Source organism: Actinomadura formosensis NBRC 14204 (genome assembly GCF_001552155.1).
Taxonomy (GTDB): domain Bacteria; phylum Actinomycetota; class Actinomycetes; order Streptosporangiales; family Streptosporangiaceae; genus Spirillospora; species Spirillospora formosensis.
This window is the reverse complement of sequence record NZ_BCQQ01000072.1, coordinates 1-21,771: the sequence shown is the minus strand read 5'-3', so window position 1 is coordinate 21,771 and position 21,771 is coordinate 1. Positions and strand designations below refer to the sequence as shown.

The 21,771-nt window shown below is 70.8% G+C and carries 23 protein-coding genes and 1 riboswitch; of the genes, 7 read left to right on the top strand and 16 right to left on the bottom strand.

Annotated features, from left to right (window positions below; all coding sequences use genetic code 11):
• Window positions 1-29: 29 nt before the first annotated feature.
• The 4 genes from AF1_RS19380 to AF1_RS19365 all read right to left on the bottom strand — a co-directional run bounded on the left by AF1_RS19380 (window position 30) and on the right by AF1_RS19365 (window position 3,520).
• The gene (locus AF1_RS19380; protein WP_067800910.1) at window positions 30-1,430 is read right to left on the bottom strand and encodes an MFS transporter; all 1,401 of its coding nucleotides are present in this window, start codon (window positions 1,428-1,430) and stop codon (window positions 30-32) included.
• Between the two features lie 155 nt (window positions 1,431-1,585).
• Window positions 1,586-2,107, bottom strand: coding sequence for a copper resistance CopC family protein (locus AF1_RS19375; RefSeq protein ID WP_067800907.1), 522 nt, complete (start codon window positions 2,105-2,107; stop codon window positions 1,586-1,588).
• Complete coding sequence (locus AF1_RS19370) at window positions 2,104-2,805, bottom strand: YcnI family copper-binding membrane protein (protein WP_067800904.1); 702 nt, start codon at window positions 2,803-2,805, stop codon at window positions 2,104-2,106. The genes AF1_RS19375 and AF1_RS19370 overlap by 4 nt, the downstream gene beginning before the upstream one ends.
• Before the next feature lie 76 nt (window positions 2,806-2,881).
• Window positions 2,882-3,520, bottom strand: a complete 639-nt coding sequence (locus AF1_RS19365) for a hypothetical protein (RefSeq protein ID WP_067800902.1) — start codon at window positions 3,518-3,520, stop codon at window positions 2,882-2,884.
• A 94-nt stretch (window positions 3,521-3,614) separates the two neighbouring features.
• Window positions 3,615-3,829: riboswitch (cobalamin riboswitch) on the top strand.
• A gap of 87 nt (window positions 3,830-3,916) precedes the next feature.
• Between AF1_RS19365 and AF1_RS19360 the strand changes: the two genes are divergently transcribed.
• The 4 genes from AF1_RS19360 to AF1_RS19350 all read left to right on the top strand — a co-directional run bounded on the left by AF1_RS19360 (window position 3,917) and on the right by AF1_RS19350 (window position 8,085).
• Complete coding sequence (locus AF1_RS19360) at window positions 3,917-6,187, top strand: ribonucleoside-diphosphate reductase subunit alpha (protein WP_242608981.1); 2,271 nt, start codon at window positions 3,917-3,919, stop codon at window positions 6,185-6,187.
• Window positions 6,187-7,182 carry a ribonucleotide-diphosphate reductase subunit beta gene (locus tag AF1_RS19355; protein ID WP_067800897.1) on the top strand — a complete coding sequence of 332 codons (996 nt, stop codon included), beginning with the start codon at window positions 6,187-6,189 and terminating at the stop codon, window positions 7,180-7,182. Before AF1_RS19360 ends, AF1_RS19355 begins: the two co-directional genes overlap by 1 nt.
• A gap of 54 nt (window positions 7,183-7,236) precedes the next feature.
• Entirely contained in the window at window positions 7,237-7,395 is a 159-nt protein-coding gene (locus tag AF1_RS35230; RefSeq protein ID WP_165488441.1) for a hypothetical protein, read from the top strand.
• A gap of 87 nt (window positions 7,396-7,482) precedes the next feature.
• Window positions 7,483-8,085 (top strand): superoxide dismutase, encoded by a 603-nt coding sequence (locus AF1_RS19350; protein WP_067800946.1) that lies wholly within the window; start codon window positions 7,483-7,485, stop codon window positions 8,083-8,085.
• A 59-nt stretch (window positions 8,086-8,144) separates the two neighbouring features.
• Here the strand turns inward: AF1_RS19350 and AF1_RS34585 are convergent, their stop codons facing one another.
• The 7 genes from AF1_RS34585 to AF1_RS36835 all read right to left on the bottom strand — a co-directional run bounded on the left by AF1_RS34585 (window position 8,145) and on the right by AF1_RS36835 (window position 12,520).
• Complete coding sequence (locus AF1_RS34585) at window positions 8,145-8,303, bottom strand: hypothetical protein (protein ID WP_157419240.1); 159 nt, start codon at window positions 8,301-8,303, stop codon at window positions 8,145-8,147.
• A 43-nt stretch (window positions 8,304-8,346) separates the two neighbouring features.
• A complete protein-coding gene (locus AF1_RS19345; protein WP_067800894.1) occupies window positions 8,347-8,730 on the bottom strand; it encodes a hypothetical protein in 384 nt (127 codons plus the stop codon).
• 121 nt (window positions 8,731-8,851) lie between these two features.
• A complete protein-coding gene (locus AF1_RS34580) occupies window positions 8,852-9,097 on the bottom strand; it encodes a hypothetical protein (protein WP_131732904.1) in 246 nt (81 codons plus the stop codon).
• 126 nt (window positions 9,098-9,223) lie between these two features.
• Window positions 9,224-9,535 (bottom strand): pentapeptide repeat-containing protein, encoded by a 312-nt coding sequence (locus tag AF1_RS19340; protein WP_067800891.1) that lies wholly within the window; start codon window positions 9,533-9,535, stop codon window positions 9,224-9,226.
• 52 nt (window positions 9,536-9,587) lie between these two features.
• Window positions 9,588-10,226, bottom strand: coding sequence for a pentapeptide repeat-containing protein (locus AF1_RS33500; RefSeq protein ID WP_165488442.1), 639 nt, complete (start codon window positions 10,224-10,226; stop codon window positions 9,588-9,590).
• A complete protein-coding gene (locus tag AF1_RS35225; protein WP_067800885.1) occupies window positions 10,201-11,718 on the bottom strand; it encodes a hypothetical protein in 1,518 nt (505 codons plus the stop codon). Before AF1_RS35225 ends, AF1_RS33500 begins: the two co-directional genes overlap by 26 nt.
• Window positions 11,719-11,740: 22 nt before the next feature.
• The gene (locus AF1_RS36835; protein ID WP_067800883.1) at window positions 11,741-12,520 is read right to left on the bottom strand and encodes a PaaX family transcriptional regulator C-terminal domain-containing protein; all 780 of its coding nucleotides are present in this window, start codon (window positions 12,518-12,520) and stop codon (window positions 11,741-11,743) included.
• Window positions 12,521-12,615: 95 nt separating this feature from the next.
• On the opposite strand from AF1_RS36835, the gene AF1_RS19320 reads away from it, so the two are divergent.
• Together AF1_RS19320 and AF1_RS19315 are read left to right on the top strand one after the other, a co-directional pair.
• Window positions 12,616-14,376 (top strand): acyl-CoA dehydrogenase family protein, encoded by a 1,761-nt coding sequence (locus AF1_RS19320; RefSeq protein WP_067800880.1) that lies wholly within the window; start codon window positions 12,616-12,618, stop codon window positions 14,374-14,376.
• Between the two features lie 150 nt (window positions 14,377-14,526).
• On the top strand, window positions 14,527-15,774 hold the full coding sequence (locus AF1_RS19315) for a cytochrome P450 (RefSeq protein WP_067800877.1): 1,248 nt from the start codon (window positions 14,527-14,529) through the stop codon (window positions 15,772-15,774).
• 26 nt (window positions 15,775-15,800) lie between these two features.
• On the opposite strand, the gene AF1_RS19310 is transcribed toward AF1_RS19315, so the two are convergent.
• Window positions 15,801-16,709, bottom strand: coding sequence for a 2-hydroxyacid dehydrogenase (locus AF1_RS19310; RefSeq protein ID WP_067800874.1), 909 nt, complete (start codon window positions 16,707-16,709; stop codon window positions 15,801-15,803).
• Window positions 16,710-16,831: 122 nt separating this feature from the next.
• Here AF1_RS19310 and AF1_RS19305 point away from each other — a divergent pair, with 122 nt between their 5' ends.
• Window positions 16,832-17,827, top strand: coding sequence for a nitronate monooxygenase (locus AF1_RS19305; protein ID WP_067800943.1), 996 nt, complete (start codon window positions 16,832-16,834; stop codon window positions 17,825-17,827).
• Window positions 17,828-18,035: 208 nt separating this feature from the next.
• Here AF1_RS19305 and AF1_RS19300 read toward each other — a convergent pair whose 3' ends face one another.
• The 4 genes from AF1_RS19300 to AF1_RS19285 all read right to left on the bottom strand — a co-directional run.
• Window positions 18,036-18,689, bottom strand: coding sequence for a hypothetical protein (locus tag AF1_RS19300; RefSeq protein ID WP_067800871.1), 654 nt, complete (start codon window positions 18,687-18,689; stop codon window positions 18,036-18,038).
• A gap of 147 nt (window positions 18,690-18,836) precedes the next feature.
• Window positions 18,837-19,487 carry a response regulator gene (locus tag AF1_RS19295; RefSeq protein ID WP_084263114.1) on the bottom strand — a complete coding sequence of 217 codons (651 nt, stop codon included), beginning with the start codon at window positions 19,485-19,487 and terminating at the stop codon, window positions 18,837-18,839.
• A complete protein-coding gene (locus AF1_RS19290; RefSeq protein WP_067800865.1) occupies window positions 19,472-20,599 on the bottom strand; it encodes a hypothetical protein in 1,128 nt (375 codons plus the stop codon). Before AF1_RS19290 ends, AF1_RS19295 begins: the two co-directional genes overlap by 16 nt.
• Window positions 20,592-21,771 (bottom strand): sensor histidine kinase (locus tag AF1_RS19285; protein WP_217999833.1); only part of this gene is annotated, 1,180 nt, incomplete at its 5' end. The genes AF1_RS19285 and AF1_RS19290, both read right to left, overlap by 8 nt.

The following is a 21,771-nucleotide window of genomic DNA, read 5'->3' as shown; positions in this document are numbered from 1 at the left end:
AGAGGACGCTCGTTTCACCTTGAGCGGGGTCATTCCCCGCGGGCGCGGGGGATGAACAGGCACACGAGCGCGGCGGCGGCGGTCGCCAGCACCGTCAGCAGCCAGCCGGCGTCGAAGCCGGCTTCGGAACGCGCGGCCCCGCCCCCGCCGAGCACGGCGGTCAGCGCGGCGACGCCGACGACCGTGCCGACCTGCCGCGCCATCGTGACGACCGCCGAGCCGGTGGAGAAGCTCTGCGGGGGCAGCACGGAGACGGCCGCGCCGATCAGCGTGGGCAGCGTCAGCCCGACCCCGACGCCGGTGAGCAGCATTCCGGGCAGCATCCCGGCCGCGTAGCCGTCCGGCATCCGCCACATCCACCAGCCGACGCCCACCGCGAACGTGACGCATCCGGCGATCGCGAGCGGGCCCGCGCCGATCCGGCGGGCGATCGGCGCGCCGCCGATCGCCAGCGCGGGCACCATCAGCGGACCGGGCGTGATCGCCAGGCCGGTGCGCAGCGCCGACCACTCCCACACGTCCTGGCACCACAGCACGCAGGACAGCAGCATCGCGGCGAACGCCACCGCGAACATGATGTTGGCGAGCGACGCGGGGCTGAACGCCGGTGCCCGCAGCAGCCCCAGCGGCAGCACCGGCGCGGGGTGCCGCGCCGAACGCAGCACGAACCACGCCAGCAGCGCCACGGCCGCCGCCAGCGACCCGAGGATCTTCGCCGAACCCCAGCCCCAGTCCGGGCCCCGGACGATGCCGAGGGCGAGGACGGCGATCGCCAGCGTCAGCACGGCCGCGCCGAGCAGATCGGGCCGCTGCGCGTCCCGCCGGGCGGGCGCGCCGGGCAGCAGCCGGGCCCCGGCGATCAGCGCGGCGGCGCCGATGGGCACGTTGATGAGGAAGACCCACCGCCAGTCGAACTCGGTGAGCAGCCCGCCGATGACGGGACCGAGGGCGGCGGCCAGTCCGCTGACGGCCGTCCAGCCGCGCACCGCGGCCATCCGCCGCTCCGGCGGCGCCGCCGCCAGCAGCAGGCCGAGCGAGGACGGGATGAGGGCCGCCGCACCCGCCGCCTGCACCACCCGCGCCGCCACCAGCCACCACACGCCCGGGGCGAGCGCGCAGCCGACGGACGCGAGCGTGAACACCGCGACGCCGAGCAGGTAGGCGCGTTTGGGGCCGGTGCGGTCGGCCAGCCCGCCGGCCGGCACCAGCAGCGCCGCGAAGATCACCGCGTAGGCGTTGAGGATCCAGGACAGGGACGCCAGCGGTGCGCCGGAGAAGTGGCCGCCGATCTGGGGCAGCGCCACGTTGACGATGAACAGGTCGAGGTTGGACATCGCCACCCCGGCCACGACGATCGCGAAGACCGTCCCGAAGCGTGCCGGCCGTGCCGGCGCGGCGGTACCGGCGGTCCGCGTGTCTGATGGGTTCACGGCTCTCCTCGCAAGTTCGACTGGCGGTGGGTTACGCGAAGGTAGCAATCGTTAGTTGGAAAACACAACCCACTACTGAAGGGGACATACGTCACAGGCCGGCACGACCGGCGAGCGGTCGCGCCGGCCTGTGACCCCGATGCGCGGTGCGGCGGTCAGCCCTTGGACCGGGAGCGGCGGAGCCAGGTGGTCGTGCCGGTCGCCGCGGCGATGGCCAGGGCGAGCAGGCCGATCCACAGCCAGCCCGAGGAGTCGCCCGAATCCTGGGTGGACGTGGTGGTCGTCGGGGACGGTGCCGAGGGGGCGGGCTGGGCGGCGGCCCGTGACCCGCTCACGGTGAAGGTGTAGGTGCCCTCGACCGGGTGGCCGTCGGAGGCGACGACGCGCCAGCCCACCGTGTACTCGCCGTTCGGCAGCGTGCCGTGGATCGGCTGGGTGACCTTGTTGTCCACCGCACGGGCCGCCCCCGCCTGGCGCTGCGCGCCCGACGCGTCCGTTACCACCACGCGCGGCAGCCGCACCGGGTCGGCGTAGGTCAGGACGATCTCGGACGGTGCCTTGACCGTCGCGTCCTTCGCCGGGCTCGCCGACGTCAGCGTGGTGTGGGCGGACGCCGGGGCCGCGGTCAGCGCCAGGGCCGTTCCCATGGTCACGAAGATGACCGCGAGGCGCCTCATGACCGGCTCCGTGCGCGGGTCAGGCCGTAGCCGCCCACGCCGATGCCGATCACACCGGCCGCGATGCCGATGCCGCCGAGCAGCCGGGCCGTCCCGTCATCGGGCGCCGCCTCGGCGGTGGGCTTCACGTTCGCGGTCAGGCCGGCCGTCTGCGCGTCGCCCTTCGGCAGGAGCCTGAGCGACGGGGCCGGGTGCTCCGGTTCGGCGGCGCCGTCCGCCGGGGCCTCCTCCCACTTGACGACCTCGCCGTTCGAGTACGTCTGGTCGGCCTTGAACATCATTTGGTCGGTGTCGGCCGGGAGCGGGCCCATCGACACGTCGAACTCCTGGAACTGGCCCGGTTCGATCTTGCCGCCGGTCCAGGTGATCGTGGTGACGGCCTCGGTGAGTTCGCCGCCGTGGGCCTTCATCGGCTCCGGCAGCTTCGACTTCTCCACCTTCGCCGTCCAGCCGGGCAGGGGACGCACCGACACCGACGCCAGCGGATGCTCGACCGGCAGGTGTATCACGAGCTTGGTCGTGGACGCGTTGCCGTGCTCGTTCGGCACCCGGAACGCCACCTTGGTGTACGAGCCCTGCTCGGCGGTCTTCGGGTTGGCGGTGACGTGCGCGGACGCGGCCGTGGCGAGGCCGAGCACGGACGCGGCGGACAGGGCCGCGAGGGCGCCGAGGCGGCGCGCATGCGGGACGAAAGGCATGGCGGAACTCCGTTCGAGTCGTACGGGAAGAGCCGGATGGCCGGGGATCGGCGTCCGGTGACGTACGGCGCCCGCTTCAGCGGTGTGCGAGCGCCCCCGAACGTGCAGGGGGACCCCGCCGGACGACCTGATGCCGCAGCACGCGGCCGGCGGCCGGGACGGCGTCCGCCGCCGGGACCACCGCGACCGGCCGCGGGGGGTTCGCCGCCTCGATGGTGAGCAGGGCGAGCAGCAGCCGGACCGGGCGGTCGGCGACGGCGGCGACCCGGCGGGCCAGCGTCCACGCGGCCCGCTCGCCGCGCCGCAGCCACCACGCCGCGACCAGCGCGGCCACGCAGTGCGCGAGCGTCATCCCGAGGCTGTCGCCGCCGTGCGCGGCCGGCGCCGCCACGGTGTCCGCGCCGTGCGCCATGGCCGCGTGCATGGCGGGAGCGTGGTGGGTCGCCTGGGCGGCCGAGTGCGTGAACAGCGTGTGCAGCGCGAACTGCCCGCCGAGGAGCCCGCCGAGGATCGTCGCCAGTGAGCGTTCATGGCCCGCCAGCAGCAGCGTCACGCCCAGCACCGCGCCGAATCCCGTCGCCGCCGCCCACCCCGGCACCGCGGCGCCACCCGCGAGGACGTGCCCGAGAACGGTCAGGGTGATGCACACGGTGGCGAACACCACCGCGCGTGCGGTCCGGAACGGCGGGGGATGGACGGGCATGACGGTGACCATCGTCCCAGCACCTGCGGCGGCCGTGCAGGCGACCCTAAGTTCCGCGTGACACGCCCAACATCTTGGGGTTGCGCAAAGATCGTCAACTACATGTAGGGTTCAATCCCGTGCTGGTTCGCCCCCGTCGTTCGCGGCGGGGGCGTCGCAAGAGGGAACCCGGTGCGAGTCCGGGACTGCCCCGCAGCGGTGAGCGGGAACGACCGCCGTCATCACGCACTGGGCCGCGCGGCCCGGGAAGCGACGGCCAGTAGGACGCCTTTCGAGGCGGCGCCCGCGAGTCCGAAGACCTGCCAGCCCGACACGTCCAGGTCTCGCGGGTGGACCGGGGGCGGAGCGCGGCGTGCCGCCGTGTCCCGTTCGCATGCCTCCGCGAGGCGCTTGCGAGGGGAGATGCACGTGACACAGGCTCTGGCCGCGCCGCCGGCGGCGGAGATCGCCGCCGAGGTCGAGGCGGCCTGCGACGGGGTACCGGACGTCGAGGCGGGACGGGTGCTGGCCGCCGTCCGGTCCGGGGACGGGCTGGACGTGGCGGCGCTGCGGGACCTCGCGATCGGCGAGGCCGCCGCACTGGTGCCCGCCGAACCCGGATACTCCAGGGTCGCCGCGCGGCTGCTCGGCCGCCGGATCCGGGACGAGGCGGCGTCCGCCGGCGTCACGGCGTTCGCCGAGTCGATCGCCGCCGCGCACCGGGAGGGCCTGCTGGCGGACGCCCCGGCCGCGTTCGCCGCCGCCAACGCGCCCGCCCTCGACGCCCTCATCGACGAATCCGCCGACGACCGTTTCGAGTACTTCGGGCTCCGCACCCTCTACGACCGGTATCTGCTGCGGCATCCGCGGTCGCGGCTCGTCCTGGAGCGGCCCCAGCACTTCCTGCTGCGGGTGGCGTGCGGGCTGGCCGACGGTGTCGAGGAGGCGGCCGAGCTGTACGGGCTGCTCAGCACGCTGTCGTATCTGCCGAGTTCGCCGACGCTGTTCAACTCGGCGGCGCGCCGCCCGCAGCTGTCGTCCTGCTTCCTGCTCGACTCGCCGCGCGACGAGCTGGAGTCGATCTACGAGCGGTACGGGCAGGTCGCGCGGCTCAGCAAGTACGCGGGCGGCATCGGGATCTCCTGGACGAAGGTCCGCTCGCGCGGCTCGCTGATCCGCGGCACCAACGGGCATTCGAACGGGATCGTCCCGTGGCTGCGCACGCTGGACGCGTCCGTCGCGGCCGTCAACCAGGGCGGGCGCCGCAAGGGCGCGGCCTGCGTGTACCTGGAGCCGTGGCACGCCGACATCGAGGAGTTCCTCGAACTGCGCGACAACACCGGCGAGGACGCGCGCCGCACCCACAACCTGAACCTCGCCAACTGGATCCCGGACGAGTTCATGCGCCGCGTCGAGGCCGACGCGACGTGGTCGCTGTTCGACCCGCAAGAGGTCCCCGAGCTGGCGGACCTGTGGGGCGAGGCGTTCGACGAGGCGTACCGGGCGGCCGAGCGGGACGGACGGTTCGTCCGGCAGCTCCCGGCCCGCAAGCTGTACGGGCGCATGATGCGGACGCTCGCCGAAACGGGCAACGGCTGGATGACGTTCAAGGACGCCGCCAACCGCGCCTGCAACCAGACCGCCGAGCCGGGCCAGACCGTGCACCTGTCGAACCTGTGCACGGAGATCCTTGAGGTGACGAGCGATGGCGAGGCGGCCGTCTGCAACCTCGGATCGGTGAATCTGGCCGCGCACGTCACTTCCGCTGGGGTCGACTGGGAGCGGCTTCGTTCCACGGTCCGCACGGCCGTCCGGTTCTTGGACCGCACCATCGACAGGGGCTTCTACCCCACGCCGGAGGCGGAGAAGGCAAACCGCAAGTGGCGGCCGGTCGGCCTGGGCGTGATGGGGCTCGCGGACGTCTTCTTCACGCTCCGCCTGCCGTTCGACTCGGACGAGGCCCGCGCCCTGTCCACCCGCATCGCCGAGGAGATCGCGCTGGCCGCCTACCACGCGTCCGCCGACCTGGCCGCTCTCCACGGCCCGCTGCCCGCCTACGGCATGACGCGCACGGCCCGCGGCCGGCTCCACGTGGACCACTTCCCGGACGCGGCCCCGGCCCGTCCCCGCGAATGGGCCGCGCTCCGCGCACGCGTCGCCGAGGTCGGGCTCCGCAACTCGCTGCTGATCGCGATCGCGCCGACCGCCACGATCGCGTCCATCGCGGGCTGCTGCGAGTGCATCGAGCCGCAGGTGTCCAACCTGTTCAAGCGCGAGACGCTGTCCGGCGAGTTCCTGCAGATCAACGGCTACCTCGTGGACGACCTGAAGTCGCTCGGGCTGTGGACGCCGGCGGTCCGGGAGGCGATCAAGAGGGCGAACGGCTCCGTCCAGGGCCTGGTCGACCTGCCGGAGGAGATGCGGTCCCTGTACCGGACGGCCTGGGAACTGCCGCAGAAGGCGCTGATCGACCTCGCCGCCGCCCGCACCCCCTACATCGACCAGGCGCACTCGCTGAACCTGTTCATGGAGACGCCGACGATCGGCAAGCTCTCCTCGATGTACGCCTACGCGTGGCGGAGCGGGCTGAAGACCACCTACTACCTGCGTTCCCGCCCGGCGACGCGGATCGCCCAGACGACCGTCGCCGCGGCCGTCTGCTCCCTGGAGAACCCCGAGACCTGCGAGGCCTGCCAGTAATGCTGCTCGATCCCGGCATGGACCTGACCCTCCGGCCCATGCGCTACCCCGACTTCTACGAGCGGTACCGGGCCGCGATCCGCAACACCTGGACGGTGGAGGAGGTGGACCTCGCGTCCGACCTCCCGGACCTCGCCCGGCTCACGCCCGCCGAACTGCACCTCGTCAACCGGCTCGTCGCGTTCTTCGCCACCGGCGACTCGATCGTGGCGAACAACCTGGTGCTGAACCTCTACAAGCACGTGAACGCCCCGGAGGCCCGGCTCTACCTGTCGCGGCAGCTATACGAGGAGGCCGTACACGTACAGTTCTATCTCACCCTCCTGGACACCTACCTGCCCGACCACGACGAGCGTGCGCGGGCGTTCGCGGCGATCGAGCACATCCCGTCCATCCGGGCCAAGGCGGAGTTCTGCTTCCGCTGGATCGACTCGCTCGGTTCCCTGGACGAACTCCGCACCGCCGCCGACCGCCGGGTGTTCCTGCTCAACCTGATCTGCTTCGCGGCCTGCATCGAGGGCCTGTTCTTCTACGGCGCCTTCGCGTACGTGTACTGGCTGCGGTCGCGCGGGCTGCTGAACGGGCTGGCGTCCGGGACGAACTGGGTCTTCCGCGACGAGAGCATGCACATGGAGTTCGCGTTCTCCGTGGTCGACACCGTCCGGGCCGAGGAGCCGGAGCTGTTCGACGCCGGGCTGACGGCCCAGGTCACCACGATGCTGGAGGAGGCCGTCCAGGCGGAACTGGCGTTCGCCCGCGACCTGTGCGGGGACGGGCTGCCCGGCATGAGCGCCGGCGACATGCGCGCCTACCTCGAATACGTCGCGGACCAGCGGCTCGTCCGGCTCGGTCTCCCGGCCCGCTACGGCACCGCGAACCCGTTCGCGTTCATGGAGTTGCAGGACGTCCAGGAGCTGTCCAACTTCTTCGAGCGGCGGGTTTCGGCCTACCAGATCGGCATCGAGGGCAGCGTCACCCTGGACGAGGCGTTCTGAACCTCCCAAACCGGGCACTTGTTGAACGGAGAGGCTAGGCCGAGGAGGACGAGCATGCCTTCTGTCGTCGACCGGATCAGGAAATACGCCCGGAGCTCACAGGGCCGCAGGATGCGGGGGAAGGCCGAGCGCTACGCCCGGGATCCGCGCACGCAGACCAAGGTGCGCGGCCTGCTGTCCCGGCTGCGTGGCGGTGGCGGCCGCCACCACTGAACCCGGCAATCAGGGCCCGCCCCCCGGGGCGGGCCCTTCTTCTTGCATGCTGGACGTAACTGCAACTCATTTGCAATAGTGGTCCGCATGGCCGACTACACGCTTCCCGACCTGCCCTACGACTACGCCGCGCTGGAACCGGCGATCACCGGCGAGATCCTTGAGCTGCACCACGCCAAGCACCACGCCGCCTACGTCAAGGGCGCCAACGACACGCTGGAGAAGCTCGCCGAAGCACGCGGCAAGGAGCAGTACGGCGGGCTGGTCGGCCTGGAGAAGACCTTCGCGTTCAACCTCTCCGGCCACGTCCTGCACTCGATCTTCTGGGACAACCTGTCGCCGGACGGCGGCGACCGCCCCGACGGGGAACTGGCCTCGGCCATCGCCGAGCACTTCGGGACGTTCGAGGCGTTCCAGAAGCAGCTCACGACGGCGACGTCCACCGTGCAGGGCTCCGGCTGGGGCGTGCTCGCGTGGGAGCCGCTGGGCCGCCGCCTCGTCGTCCAGCAGGTCTACGACCACCACGGCAACGTCGGCATGAACACCACGCCGCTGCTGGTCTTCGACGCCTGGGAGCACGCGTACTACCTGCAATACCGCAACGTCCGCCCGGACTACGTCGAGAAGCTCTGGTCGCTGGTGAACTGGGCGGACGTGCGGGCCCGCTTCGACGCGGCCCGCGCGTCCTGAGACGGCGGCGCCCACGCGGCGCCGCGCAGGGGGCGGCGTTCACCTGGCCGGGATCGTGCTCAGAACCTTTCCTCGCGGCCTGGTGAACGCCGCTTCTCATTCTCGACCGACACTTCCGCACCGTTCTGGCGGAACCATTGCTCCAGCCGGACGCCACCGAGCTCGGCCATCCCCGTGGAGGCCGTGAGCACAATCGAACCGACCACGCGCCCGGTCATTGGGGCCCGTGAGATCCGCGATGGCGCTCTGACCGATATTTCATCATGTCGATTGCCGCTTCTCGGTAGGAGGTTGTTCGGCCAGCACGTTGTAGAGGTTGAAGGTCAGAATCATTGCGTACTGACCGCCACCGGCGAGATTATTGAAGATCTCCTTGGCCACCCCCTCTTCGTGTGACTTGTCGCTGTCGAGGGAACGCAGTGTGATGACTATCGGGTATTGTGAGAAATTAGTTCCGAGGTCATCTTCCAAGTCGTGGTTCAGCTTGACCTCCACCGCTACGCGACGAGTCCGCCCGGTATATGCGATGGGGGCGTCCATCGTCTCGAGTTTGCGCATCCTGCAGCCTGCGGCCGCTACTATGTCGGCGACGAGTTGATCCTCTGAGTTGCTCGTCTGGATGAAGATCTGGTGATAGCTGCTCACGATTCTCCTTAAGGCCGGGTTGCTTCGTACCCGTCACCCAGGGTTCGGAGTGAATCCATGCGGCCGGGCCCGGGGCTCCCGGCCATCGGCTTATCACTTGCTGAGGAAGTTCGCCCTCCCTTCAAGGGGCGTCGAGTCGTTTGAAGAGAGTGTCCTCGTCCCGGGCGAGGGTCGAGAACTCCTCGGTCGAGAGGTCCGCCAGAGGATCGCTGATGGAAATCTCTGATGGATACGGTCCCGTCCAGCCGTAGTAACTGCGGCAGTGCGGACATTCTCGCTCGTCGAGATGTTCATTGAAGATATGCCAGTCTGGCAGGGCTTCAATTTCTCTCGAATCGAATCCCTGCCAGCGAATCGAATTGACCATTATTGTTCTCCGATTCCTGTGAAACCATCCGGCTTCCAAAAGCACGCCGGGAGTTTCGGTCTGCAGCGGAACTGGGCCGAAGAACGTATCACACCCTGCCTATGGCCAGTGCGAGTTGATGCGGCACTAGTTCACGACCGATACCTTCGCGCCATTGCGAGTGAACCAGCGCTCCAGCCGGATGCCGTCGAGTTCTGTTGTTGTTGCCTGTGTGGTGAGCACGATGGATCCGACCACGCTTCCGGTCATACCGTGAACCTTCGCATCCGTGAGGTCGCTTTCACCGAAGGCGGCCAGCGTCACGGTGGAGCCACGCAGGTCGGTGTCACTCATGTCGCAGCCGATGAAGGCGGCGTCCCCGATGTCCGCTCGTCTCAGGTCCGCGCCGGCAAATGACGTCCGTATGCATTCCGCCCGTCCGAGCCGGACGCCGGTCATCCGGGCTCCACGAGCCACTCCCGCAAGGCCGCAGCCGCCTCGGTGTCGATGGTCAGTCCCTGACTGATACGTCGGCGCCGTGGCGTCTGAGCCAGCGTTCCATTTCAACCTCCGTCAATTCGGTTGCCTCGTCATCGCCGTGGACGAGTAGCGAGCCCATGACCGTGCCGGTCATGCCTTCAACTTTCGCGTTCGTGAATTCGACGGCAGAGAAGCTCGTCATGTTCGCGACTGATCCCCGCAGGTCGATGCCATTCATATCGCATCGAATGAAGATGGCGTCCCCGAGCGTCGCCCGCCTCATGTCCGCTTGGGCGAACGACGTGCCCATGCACTCCACTCGCCGCAGGTTGGCGCCGGGCATCCGGCTGCCCGAGAAGTTCGCCCGGTCGATGCCGGCCTTGACCAGGTCGACGCATTCGAGGTCGGCGTCCTGGAAGTCGGCGTCCTCGCAGTGGGAGCGGTAGAGCACCGCGTTCCGCAGCGTGGCAGCGGAGAAGTCCGAGCCGGTCAACCACGCTTCGGAAAAGTCCGCGCCGGAAAGATCCGCCCCCCGGAAGTCCTGATCGACCGCGTAGAGGGTTTCGTCCGGGTCGCGGAGCCACTCTCTCAATACACCAGCCGCCTCGGCGTTCGCGGGCCAGACAACGGGCTCCCACGGACGATCACGGATACCAGATGACCCTGTCACCCCACCCCTCCTGTTCAACAATATGACGCATGTCGTCGATGGCGCTCTGACTGGCATTTCTGGTGTCGAGGATGACGCCGCGGTCCTTCCGGAACTGGCGAAGCATCGTTTCTCGGAATTTGGTCTCGGTGTATCCATTTCTGAAAGGCCGGGACCGAACGGCCTCGGGGACTCCGGGAGGCCAATCCGAGTGTATGCCCTTGATATCCCAGTGTACTCCCTGGTTGATGAAATCGCCTTGGTCTGGTCCCGTCGGCCGGGTGTAGTTCTCATCGAATATCCCTCGCCGATGGAGATCTAGCGCGATCCGCGCCTCGTCTGCCGATCCCTTGTGCGTCTTGAAGTTGTGGTCGGGATCTTTTGTGGTCTCGGCGAATTTTTCTGGGTTCTGTCTCTCCAGATCGTCCAAGTGCTTTTCGAGAGCGGCTTTTTCTTTTGTCGTCAATGCGCGGCCAAGGCCGGTGCGGTTTTTGGGGGCCGCCGGGCCGATGTCAGGAGCCTTTGGGGGGTGTTGGGCCAGGTCTTTGGTTTTGGGGGCTTCGGCGGCGGCTTCTTGCAGGGCCCGGGCGGACTTGGCCGTTTCGGCTTTGCCGGTGCGGCGCAGGGCCGAGGCCAGGCGGGCGGTCACGCCGGATCCTGAGCCCGTGCCCATGGTCACGGTCGTGATGACGATCGTGGGGACGGCCTCGCCGAAGGCTCGGACGGGGTCGCGTTTCCATTCTTCCCAGTTGACGGCCGCCTTGGCGAAGGCGACCGGATGCCGGACGCCCTGGACCAGGCCCTGAATCTGGCCTACGGGGCCTCGTTGCAGCCAGCTCTTCGGCTTGATCGCCATGTAGAAGGGAGCGGTGCTCGGGTTGCCGGCGAGGGCGCCGAGGCCGATGTCCTTCACACCTTGGCCGAGGCCGGGCAGGTAGTGGTGGATGTAGGCGTTCCAGCCATTGTGGAACACGTCGCCGGGCTTGGTCGTCTGGACGACCTGCTGCCGGTCTGTCTTGAGTAGTTCGTCGCGGCTTCGGCGTATCTCGGTCTTCTGCTGGGAGATCGTGTGGGCGGCTTGGGAGATCGTCCGGGCAGGGGTGGTGCTGAGGCCGAGATTGGCGAGGATCTCGGAGAGGGCCTGGGCGGCGTCCTGCCAGGAGTTCGCGGCGCGGGTCAGTTCCGCGCCGAGCCGGTCGAGTTCGTCGGGTGAGCCGCTGCGAATGGCTGATGCGGGGCGGTGACCTCGGGGCGGGCCCGGGATGTACGGCTCGCCTGTACGGGGTGGGCCGGCGCTCGCTGCCAGGTGCCGGACGGTGTCGAAAGCGGTGTAGAAGGCCGAGCGGACGTCCTCATGGCGGTTTGCCAGGGTTTTCTTGAGGCGGTCGGCGGCGGGGCCTGTCAGGGCTTCGTCGAGGAGGAGCGCGTGGGCGCGTTCAAGGGCGGGGCCGTGTCGTTCGGCTAATCGTTTGACGTGCGGTAACAGGGAAGCCGCTTGTTCTGCCCGGTGCATGAACCTCCCATCCGACGGATGGTCAGGTTAGAGGTTGTGAACGGATCGGGCCAGGGGGGGTGTTCGGTGAATTCCTTAACACGTGGGTGGTGAGGAGTTGCTCGAACTCCGTTTCGAATTCCTGGTAGTCGGCGCGGAGGGCGGGGCCGGGCCAGCCGGGCGGGAGGAGGGACGGGGGGAGCAGCGGGTCGTTCAGGAGGTGGCGGAGGATGGCGGCGGCGTAGGTGAAGCGTTCGGCGATCGCGGTGGCCTGGGACAGGGCCGTGCGGAGGGCGCCGGCCTCGGCGGCCCAGGCGTCCAGGTCCCAGAGGGCGGCGGCCAGGACGGCGGGGTCCTGCTCGGGGCGGCCGGTCAGGAAGGTGCACTGGCGGACGACCGGGGCCGGGCGGGTGCGGGTCAGGTTGGCGGGACGCAGCCAGGTGCCTTCGCGGAGTTCGGCGAGGCGGAGTTCGGACATGGCCTGGCGGAGCGCGGTGCGGTCGGCGGCGGGACGGCGTTCGGCGGTGATGACGGCGATCTCCCACGTGCCGTCCCAGGGGCGGGTCCGGGGCGAGCGGCTCTCGTCCTGCCGGGTCTGCCGCTGGAGGAGGCGCTCGGTGAGGGCGTACTCGCCGCCGTCCTGGACGACGTCGCCCGAGGCCACCATCCGGGAGAGGGCGACCCGGATGGTCCCCTCGGCGATGCCGAACAGGTCGCCGACGCGGACGAGATAGCGGGCCGGGAGCCGGGGCGGATGGACGCCGAGCAGCGTGCTCAGCACGACGGAACGAGCGGTGAGCGGGCGGATCTCCAGGCTGTCCATGTCTGTCCCGACCCTACCGGGAACGGTGTCACCGGCCTGCGATCTTGGGATGTTACAGACTTTCATCATATGGCGAAGAAGCGTAATGTCAGGGTATGACGTCCTATCTGATCGAGGCGTTCGACCGGCTGCCGTTCGGTGGCCCGGAGAAGGCGCGCCGGTACGCGACCGAGCGGTACCAGGGGGCCGTGGGCCTCAACTGGTACGACTGCGACCCCACGCTGCGGTTCCTCATGCGGCGGTACCTGGGGGACGGGTTCGGCTGGGCCGAGCCGAGGCTCCGGGAGATGGGCGCGCTGATGGGCGGGCCGATCGCCGAGCGGGCCGAGGAGACCGACCGGAACCCGCCGCGCCTGGAGAAGTACGACCGGTGGGGACGCGACATCAGCGAGGTCGTCATGCCGCCGTCGTTCGAGGCGGCCCGGCGCGATCTCGTCGCGACGTCCTTCACCCGGCCCGGCTTCATCGCGGAGGCGGAGGCCGCCGGGGTCGATCCCGCGCCGCTGGGCGTGGCGTGGAGTTACCTGCTGGACCAGGCCGACATCGGCATGGCGTGCGCGCTCGGCACCGGCGGCGACATGGTCGTCCAGTTGACGGAGATGTTCGCGCCCGAGGACGTCAGGGAGCGGGTGCGGGAGCTGTTCGCGGCCGGGGAGATGTCCGGTGAGGCGGCACAGATGCTGACGGAGCGGTCGGGCGGCTCCGATCTGGGCGTGCTGGAGTCCACCGCGGCCAAGGACGGGGACGCCTGGCGGGTCAACGGGTTCAAGTGGTTCGCGTCCAACGCGAACGGGTCGGCGTTCGTGGTGCTGGCCAAGTCCGAAGGCGCCGTCGACGGGGTGCGGGGGATCGCTCCGTTCCTGGTGCTGCGGGAGCGGCGGGACGGGTCGCGCAACGGCGTCCGCATCCGGCGGCTCAAGGACAAGCTGGGCACCAGGTCCGTCGCGTCGGCGGAGATCGAGTTCACCGACGCGGAGGCGTTCCTGCTGGCCCCGTCCTCAAGCGCGGGCCAGGGCGGGGACGGCAGGGGCCTCGCCCGCATGATGGAGCTGACGAACGGCGCCCGCCTCGGCATCGCGATGATGGGCCTCGGATGCGCGCGGCGGTCGCTCGTCGAGTCGCTCCGCTACGCGCGGGCGCGGGAGGCGTTCGGCGCCGCACTGGCCGACCAGCCGCTCATGCGGCGCAAGCTCGCCGAGCTGATCGTGGAGACCGAGGCCGCGCAGGCGCTCGTGTTCGACGGGTACCTCGGCCGGCCCCGGCTCAGGGTGGGCGCGGCGCTGATCAAGCTGCGGGCGTCCAGGTTGGGGGTGACGGCGGCGAGTGACGCCATCGAGATCCACGGCGGCAACGGCTACATCGAGCAGTGGCCGGTGGCGCGCATCCTGCGGGACGCGCAGGTCAACCCCATCTGGGAGGGCGGCGACAACATCCTGTGCCTGGACGTGCGCCGCGCCGTCGAACGGCAGGAGGCGCACAAGCCGTTCCTCGACCGGCTCGCCGAGGCCGCCCGGGCCGCGCCGCCGGGGGACGACGGCACCGCCGACCTCGTCGGCCGGCGCATCGAGCACCTGCGGCAGGCCATAGAAAAGTGGCGCGACCTCGACGGAACCGTGGCCGAAGCGCGGCTCTTCCCGCTCGCCCAGTACATGGCGGACGTGTACGCGGCGGCGTTGCTGCTGGAGCAGGCCGGCTGGGAACGCGCCGATTCCGGCGGCGACCGCAAGGCGCTGGTCGCGCGCCTCTACGCGCGGAGCCGTCTCGCCGACGCCGGTCCGCTGCGCGGCATCGACGCCCCGGCGGAGGACCTCGAACGGTTCGCGGACCTGGCGGACGGCGCGTTCACCGGCGGCTAGGAGGCCGCGGTCAAGGGCGCCGCGCGGTTCGCCGCCGGCCGCGGACGGCACGGCGACTCACCGGCGGCCGAGCCGTCGGTGATCATTGACCGAGCCGAATTCCGGCCCGTAGGTTCCTGGGGGCGGCCGCCACGAGCGAGGAGCAGAGCGATGACGCTGACCGTGCACGAGGCGGGTCTCGACCTCGCCGATCCGCGGGTCTACGCCGACGACCGGCGGCTCCACGCCTCGCTCGCGCTGCTGCGCCGCGAGTCGCCGGTGCATTGGGTGGACGCGCCCGCCTACAACCCGTTCTGGGCGATCACCAGGCACGAGGACGTGCTGGAGGTCGAGCGCGACCACCAGGTCTTCCTGAACGCGCCGCGTCCGCTGCTCGCCACCGCCGAGTTCGACGAACTGAACCGGCGGCGGGCCGAGCAGGGCATCGCGCTGCGCACGCTGATCCACATGGACGATCCGGACCACCGGGTCGTCCGGGCGGTCGGCGCGGACTGGTTCCGGCCGCGTGCGATGCGGGCGCTGCGGCCGCGCGTCCGCGAACTGGCGAAGCGGTATGTCGACCGGATGGTGGACCTCGGCGGTGAATGCGACTTCGCCCAGGAGGTCGCCGTCCATTTCCCGCTTTATGTGATCCTGTCGCTGCTCGGCCTTCCGGAAAGCGACTTCGGCCGGATGCTGAAACTGACGCAGGAGCTTTTCGGCGGCGATGACGCCGAGTTCCAGCGCGGCACGACCAACGAGGAGAAACTCCAGGTCCTGCTCGACTTCTTCGCCTATTTCCAGGAGTTGACGGAGGCGCGGCGCAAGGAACCGACCGACGACCTCGCGTCCGCCATCGCCAACGCGCGCATCGACGGCGAGCCGCTGAACGACTTCGACACCGCCTCCTACTACGTCATCGTCGCGACGGCCGGGCACGACACGACCAGCGCGACGATCTCCGGCGGCCTGCACGCCCTCATCGAACACCCGGGCCAGCTCGAACGGCTCCGCGAGAAGCCCGAGCTGATGCCGCTCGCGGTGGACGAGATGATCCGCTGGGTCACGCCCGTCAAGGAGTTCATGCGCACCGCCGCCGAGGACTGCGAACTGCGCGGCGTCACGATTCGCCGGGGCGATGCGGTGCTGCTGTCCTATCCGTCCGCGAACAGGGACGAGGACGTCTTCGACGACCCGTTCCGCTTCGACGTCGGGCGCGACCCGAACAAGCACCTGGCGTTCGGGTTCGGCGTCCACTACTGTCTCGGCGCGGCCCTCGCCCGCATGGAGATCCGCGCGTTCTTCGAGGAACTGCTGCCGCGGCTCTCCTCCATCGAACTCGCCGGAACCCCGCAGGGCACCGCCACCACGTTCGTCGGCGGCCTGAAACGCCTTCCGATCCGCTACTCCCTCGCCTGAAGGACCCCGGTGCCCGCGCCCGTCCCCTAGACGACGCGGTGGAGGAGGTCGTCGCCGCGGGCGAGGCGGCGGCAGTTGTCCGCCGCGACGGTGAAGTACCGGTCCCAGGTCTCGCGCGTCAGCCAGGCGACGTGCGGCATGACGACGACGTTGTCCAGGGCCAGCAGCGGGTTGGCGGCGTCCACCGGCTCGTTCTCGAAGACGTCGAGCCCGGCGCCGCCCAGCCGCCCGGACCGCAGCGCCGCCGTCAGCGCCGCCTCGTCGATGACCGCGCCGCGCGCCGTGTTCACGACGACCGCGCTCCGCGGCAGCAGCGCGAGGCGGCCGGCGTCCAGCAGGTGGCGGGTCTCGTCCGTCAGCGGGACGTGCACGGACACGACGTCGCTCGCCCGCAGCAGATCGTCCAGTTCCCGCCAGGCCGGGTCGTCGCGGCGCGGGCGGCGGGACGTGTAGAGCACGCGGGCGCCGATCGCCTCCAGCATGCCGCGCAGCAGGGTCGCGATCTCCCCGCCGCCGAGCAGCCCGACCGTCCGCCCGGCCAGCTCCCCGCCGACCAGGTCCCGGCCGGCGGGCCAGCCCGCGCCGCGCCGTGTCCGCGTGTCGAACGGCACGACCCGCCGCAGCACCGCCAGCATCAGCAGCAGGGACGTCTCCGCGACCGCCTGCGCGTTGCGCCCCGGCATGTTCGCGACCGCGATCCCGCGTTCCCGCGCGGCGTCGAGGTCGATGGTGTTCACGCCGGTGCCGAGCTTCTGGATCAGCCGCAGCTTCGGCGCCGCGTCCATGTCGGCGGCGGTGAGCGGGCGCAGGACGTGCCAGATGACCTCGGCGTCCGGCAGCAGTCCGGCGAACCGCGCGTCGTCCTGCTCGGAGCAGCTCACGATGTCGAGGCCGGGCTCCTCATGATCCATGTCGTAGTGCAGCAGCACCCGCATACAGGCTCCCCTCCGTCCCCACCCTCCTACCGGGCGCACCCCGGCACCCGCAACCCGCCCGGAGGCCGGGAGGACACGGCCGCCTATCCTGGCCAGTGGGCTTTCAGGACGGGGTGAACACCATGTGGACGGACGTCCCGATCGTGCAGGCACCGATGGCGGGCGGGCCGTCGACACCGGAACTGGCCGCCGCCGTCTCGAACGCGGGCGGGCTCGGCTTCCTCGCCGCCGGCTACAAGACGCCGGAGGCCATGCGCGCGGACATCGCCGCCACCCGGAAGCTGACATCGCGCCCATTCGGGGTGAACGTCTTCATGCCGTCGCTGGACGAGATCGACCCCGCCGATGTCGCCGCCTACCGGGACCGTCTCGCGCCCGAGGCCGAGCGTCTCGGCGTCTCGCCCGGCGTTCCGGGTCCCCGGGACGACGCGTACGAGGCGAAGGTCGCCGATCTGCTGTCCGACCCGCCGGTGTTCGTCAGCTTCACCTTCGGCTGCCCGCCGCCGAAGGTGATCCGGGCGTTCCAGGCCCGGGGCGTGCTCGTGATCGTCACGGTGACGTCCGTGGACGAGGCCAGGCGGGCGTCCGCCGCCGACGCCCTCTGCCTGCAGGGGGCGGAGGCCGGGGGGCACCGGGGATCGTTCACCAACGTGTCCGACGAGCCGCTGCCGCTGCGCGTCCTGCTGCACTCCGTGCGCAGGATGACCTCGCAGCCCCTCATCGCCGCCGGGGGCCTGGCCACGCCCGTGGACGTCGCCGAGATCCTCGGTGTGGGCGCGGTCGCCGCCCAGTTGGGAACGGCCTTCGTCCGCTGCCCGGAGAGCGGCGCAAGCGCCGTCCACAAGGCGGCCCTGGCGGACCCGCGCTTCACGTCCACCGCGATGACCCGGGCCTTCAGCGGACGGCTGGCGCGCGGTCTGGTCAACCGCTTCCTCACTGAACACTCGGCGCACGCACCGGCCGCTTACCCCGACGTCCACTACGTGACCTCGCCGCTACGCAAGGCGTCCGCCGCGCAAGGCGACCCGGAGGGCGTCAACCTGTGGGCGGGCGAATCCTTCCGCAAGGCCACCGAGACTCCCGCCGCCGACCTTGTGCGTGAGCTCGTCCCCCGCTGATGCCGACCTCGCCATCCTCCTCGACTTGCAAGCATCGGGGAAGACGACGTTCTATTTCGACGTCAGAGAGTTGACCGGGGATGGATCTTGAGGCGCGGATGCGCGGCCGCGAGTGGTTCCCCTCCCTGACCCTGCTCCCCGGCGGGGTCCGCCGAGGCGCCGCGGCCACCCCCCGTTCCGGAACGGGGGGTGGCCGCGGGTCAAGCCGCTACGGCTTCACGCAGGCCTTCATCGTCGTGGTGAACGAGTCGGACTTGCTCTTCGCGTAGATCGTGATCGTCGGCTTGGCGGAGAGGCAGAGCGGCGCCGGAGGCTGCTTCACCGAGGGGCCGGCGTACAGCGTGCCCGTGAAGGACAGCGGCCGGCCGCTGTTGTACTGGGTGTACGTCTTGGCTGTACCCGTGTAGGTGGTCTTCCTCTTACCGACCCGTCGATTTCCGCACTCGACCGTGGGCTCGACGGAAACCGCCCAGGGGAATCCGACAGCGACCTTGACGTTCGCCTTGCAACTGCTCTCGTACCAGCGTTGCGTGATCGTCCCCTTCGTCAGCGTGGAGGACTTCTTGCTGCCGCACTTCGCCAGCGCGCTGACCCGCGCCGTGGGGTTGTTCACCTTGATGTTCTTGTAGATCAGGTAGAACCCCGGCCCCTGGGTGCGGGTGAAGGTGACCGAACCCCAGACGGTGAGCCTGGCACAACGCTTCAGGGGCTTGGAATTGAACTCCTTGACCAGCGTGTAGGACCGGGTGAAGGTCTCGCCCTTGGCCGCGGCGGCGTGCGCGGGGGCGGACATGAGCCCGGTCGTCAGGGCTCCCACAGCGACCGCGATCGTCGCGGCCCTGATCTGCGTGGCGCCTTTCATCCTCTGCTCCTTCTCGTCAGCGTGAAACGGACCGGCAGGGGGTTCCGGCCGGTCCGCTCGCCTCGCCAACAGCTTGGGGGAGGAGCCGCGACGTTGTCATGACGGATGTTCGGGGGTCATGGCGGACGGGAAGGGGGGCCGTCCGCGTCAGGGACCGTCCACGATGCCGTCGCGCCGGGCCTCCCGGTAAAGGTCAAGCCGTGTACGGGCCTCACGGCCGGCCTTGGCGTACTTCTCCCTGGCACGGTCCAGGTACTGCTTGACGGTGTGCTCGCTGATGCCCATCTGCCGGGCCACGCCCGCGCGGGTCAGCCCGGCGAGCCACAGCCGCATGGTCCGCAGCTCCTGGCCGGAGAAACTGGGCCGGCCGGTGCCGGTGGCCGCGAGCATGGCCCCCGCCTGCGAAGGAGTCGTGTACGTGTCGCCGGCGGCCACGGCCAGGATCGCCTCGATCAGATGCAGCCGGCCCTCGCGGGTCTCCTTCGTGACGTACGCCCGCGCACCCGCCATCTCGGCCCGGTGGATGAAGTCGGGCTCGGCGTGCTGGGAGAAGACCACGATGCGGTGGCCCGCGGCGGTCAGCTCGGCGATCCGGTCGAAGACGAGCTCACCGGCGATGCGCAGGTCGACGACCAGGACGTCGGCGGCGGCGGCCGGCCCCTTCTCCAGGCCGTCCAGGCTGGTGGCGCGGTGGATGATCCGGACCCGCTGTTCGGGGTCGGCGGCGATCCAGGTGTCGACACCGGACAGGACGACGTCCTGATCGTCGATCACGGCGGTGGTCACGGGCGTTGCCATCGGGTCTCCAGCCAGAGGAGGTCACCATCGTGGTCCATGGTGACGGTGACACCGCGTTCCGCGGACACGTGGCCGGCGGAACCCGCCGGCGGGGCGGGCGCGGTACCGTCCGCCAGGATCGAGACACTGACGTGACCCGGCTCGGTCTCCACCACGGTGATGCGGGCGTAGGCGCGGGTCCTCGCGAGCACCGCGAGCGGAAGCTCGGTGAGCGCGGGGCCGATCCCGGCCGGCATCGGCGACAGCTCCCCGACGAGGGCCACGCTCACCACGGCGCCGCGCCGCGCGGCGGCGGCGACGCCGTCCTCCAGGCCGCGCAGCAGCGGATGGGGCAGGTCCTCCTGCCGGGTCATGAGCCGGCGGAGCATGGCTTCGGCGACGGCGCACCGCTGCCGCGTCGACGGGTCCGCGGGGTCGAGGGCGCCGTCCGCCAGACCGCGCAGGATCGGCACGATGAGCCGCCTGGCCTCCCGGTAGCGGGCCCGCCGGGCGGCGGCGACCTCGGCGATGACGGCCTGGCGGGTCGCCATCTCCGCCTGCTCGGCGGCGGCGTCCGCCGCGACGCCGGCCGTGAACCGGAAGACGCGCGCCCCCGCCATCATGGCGAACTGGATGCTCGCGGAGGCGTAGCACAGGGTCACGAAGCCCGCGAGGTCGTGCCGGTCCGCGTCGCCGGTGACCACGAGCGCGGCGAGGACGGCGCCCGCGCCGACCGCCAGGAAGAACACCAGCTCGCCCACCGGCCGGTGAAGCAGGAGCAGCACGCCGATCAGGCCGGTCGTGGACCAGGTCCAGTTGATGCGGAGCATCTCCTGGGGCGGGCAGATGACCAGCACCACGACCAGGGCCGACAGGTTGACGGCGAGGAGTGACCAGGTCATGACGGTGTTCGCCCGCCGCCGCAACAGCCATACGGCTCCCACGGCGATGACCGCCAGCTGCAGCAGCCAGGCGCCGACGGCCAGGGCGGGAGACGAGTACACGTCGTGATAGGCCAGCAGGGCCGTGCCCGCCGCGCCGACCTGCCAGGCGGTCACGACGATGATCGTCGCCTGGTCGAACGCCCGGCGGAAACGCGCCGCGAACGGCGTCGCCGATGCCGCCTCAGCCATGGGGCCAGCGCAGCCTGACCCGGGTGCCGCGCCCGCGGGCCGACTTCACCTCGGCGATCCCGCCGACCGCCGCCATCCGGTCGACGATCGAGACCCTGATGCCGTACCGCGTGTCCGGGACACGGGCCGGGGAGAACCCCCGGCCGGCATCGGCGATCTCGACCGTCAGCACGCCCGCGCTCTGCTCCGCGCTCACCCGCGCCCGCGTGGTTCCCGAATGCCGTTCGACATTGCGGAGCGCCTCGCCGACGGCCCCGCGGATCGCGAGGGCCACCGGCTCCGGCGTGCTGATCGGCGCGACGGCGTACTCCACGACCAGACCCGGAGGCCGATCGCCCGGCGCCGTCAGCGCCTCGGCCAGGTCGACCGGCCGCGCGGGCGGCGGCCCGCAGCCCGCGCGGCCCTCCATGATCGCGAGACTGCGCAGCGCCGCCGGACGAAGGGTCGCCGAGCCCGGTCCCACGGCTCCCGAGGCGACCATGGTGAGCGTGGCCAGCACCGAATCGTGCAGCTGCGCCCGCTGTTCCCGCTCGTCGGCGCGCCGGGCCGCCTCGACGACCACCTGGCGCCGCTCCAGATCCCGCCCGGCCACCACGGCGTCCGCCTTCCGCCCGCCGCGGCGGAGCAGCTCCATGATGGCGACGACGGCCAGCGTCTGCACGATCATGACCCTGGGCTGGGACGTCACCGCGGGCACACCGATCTGGTACGCCGCGATGACGACGGCCGCGAGCGGCAGGCTCACCGGCGGGCGCAGCGCGAGCTGCGCGACGTAGATCGAGGTGCCGGCCAGCATGATCGCCCACGTGGTCTCGTCGGCCACGGCGGCCTCCGAGATGTAGCGCGGCTGCGCCAGCAGCACCAGCGCCACGACGAGGACGTCGGCGGCCACCAGCGGAAGGCTCAGGCCACGCCGGATCGCCACCGCCGTGAAGAGCGCGGCCCAGCACCCCAGGCCGGCCAGCACCCCGGCCTGCCAGCCCCGGGACACTCCCGCCCCGTCGCCGATGCCCGCCGCCACCATGGCCGCGGCGACGCCCCCGCAGCGCAGCACGATCGCGAACCGGAGCACGGTGCGCGCCAGCGCGTGGTCGGACGGGCCGGCGGGCGGGCCGTCCGGGCGCCGCCACCCGCCGCGCGCCGCCGGCATCACGAAACGGCACATGGGCCCG